A 1,749-nucleotide genomic window follows, 5' to 3' on the forward strand; every position below is an offset into this window, starting at 1 on the left:
ATGCCCTTGAGAATTTCCAGGCTGCCGAACCGCTTGCGGAGCGCACGGATTTCGAGAGTGGCCATGGGGGCTTATCCTTTCACTGCGCCGGCCATCAGGCCGCGCACGAAATAGCGTCCGGCGAGGATGTAGACGACGAGAGTCGGAGCCGCGGCGATGATCGCAGCCGCCATATTGACGTTGTATTCAATGACGCCGGTCGACGTGTTCACGATGTTGTAGAGCGCGACCGTCATTGGGCTCGAGTCGCCCGCGGCGAAGGTCGAGCCGAACAGAAAGTCATTCCAGATGTTGGTGAACTGATAGATGACCGTCACAATGAAGATGGGCGCAGAGTTCGGCAGCAAGATCCTTCGAAAGATCTGGAAGAAGCTTGCGCCGTCGATCTGCGCCGCCTTGATGAGCTCGGTCGGAAACGTCTCGTAGTAATTGCGGAAAAAGAGCGTCGTGAAGCCGAGACCGTAGACCACATGCACGAGGACGAGGTTGACGGTGGGATTGCCGAATCCCCACGAATAGCCGGTCGCGTCGATGAGCGTCTGCCCGATGGCGCCGAGCTTGCCGAGGATTGTCGCCATCGGAATGAGCACAGACTGAAACGGAATGAAGCAGGCGAACAGCATCATTCCAAATACGAGTTTGTGTCCCGGGAAACGCCATTTCGTCAGGACATAGCCGTTGAGCGCGCCAAGCAGACTCGAAATGAGGACAGCCGGCACGACCATCTTCACCGAATTCCAGACGTAGCCCTTGATGCCTTCGCATGTCAGGCCGACGCAGGACGTGCCCCAGGCTTTCTCCCACGGTTCGAAGGTCAGGTCATGCGGGAAGTAGAACATGTTTCCGCCCGTGATTTCGGCGAGCGGTTTCAGCGAAGTCATCACCATGACGACGAGCGGCAGGAGGTAGACGATCGCGAACAGGACGAGCGCGCCGTAGATGACGACCCGGGTTGTCATGGAATGGCGCGCCGGTTCCCGGGATGGCGCGGCGGCAAGCGTGTCCGCAATGGCGGTCATCAGTTTTTCTCCCGCAGCTCGGAATAGAGATAGGGAACCATGATCGCGGCGATGGTCATGAGCATGATCACCGCGCTCGCCGAACCGACCGCCATCTGATTGCGGGTGAAGGTGTAGGAATACATGAATGTCGAGGGCAGTTCGGCCGCGCCGCCCGGGTTCTTGCCGGTGACGGAGAGGACGAGATCATAGGATTTGATCGCCATGTGGGTGAGGATGATCAAAGCCGACATGAAGACAGGCCGCATGATCGGAATAATGATGCGCCGATAGGTCGCGTAGGCGGAGGCGCCGTCGATCTGTGCGGCCTTGAGGATCTCGCCGTCGATGCCCCGTAACGCCGCGAGGAACATCGCCATGACAAAGCCAGAGGTCTGCCAGACGCCGGCGATCGCGACGCAGTAGATCATCATGCGCGGATTGACGACCCAGTCGAAGTGGAAGCTTGTCCAACCGAGGTCGTGGACAGCTTTTTCGAGACCGATGCGGGGATCGAGAAAAAGCTTCCAGGCCGTGCCGGTGACGATGAAAGAGAGCGCGAGCGGATAGAGATAGATCGGTCTCAGGATGCCTTCGCCGCGGATCTTCTGATCAAGCAGGATCGCGAGCGTCAATCCGAGCACGAGGCAGAAGATGACGTAGAGTCCGCCAAACAGAACCATGTTGACGAGGGCCGTGTACCAGTTCGACGGCGGATCGACCTCGAACGTCCAGTTCCAAAGCTTGATGT

General features: G+C 58.6%; 2 protein-coding genes. Both read right to left on the reverse strand.

Annotated elements, in window-relative coordinates; genetic code table 11:
- Positions 1 to 71 precede the first annotated feature (71 nt).
- Complete coding sequence (locus tag WCA53_RS04985) at positions 72 to 959, reverse strand: carbohydrate ABC transporter permease (protein ID WP_423906290.1); 888 nt, start codon at positions 957 to 959, stop codon at positions 72 to 74.
- A 59-nt stretch (positions 960 to 1,018) separates the two neighbouring features.
- On the reverse strand, positions 1,019 to 1,749 hold a 731-nt coding region (locus WCA53_RS04990), incomplete at its 5' end, for a carbohydrate ABC transporter permease (protein ID WP_423906287.1).

This window comes from Caballeronia sp. (assembly GCF_049581465.1).
GTDB lineage: Bacteria > Pseudomonadota > Gammaproteobacteria > Burkholderiales > Burkholderiaceae > Caballeronia.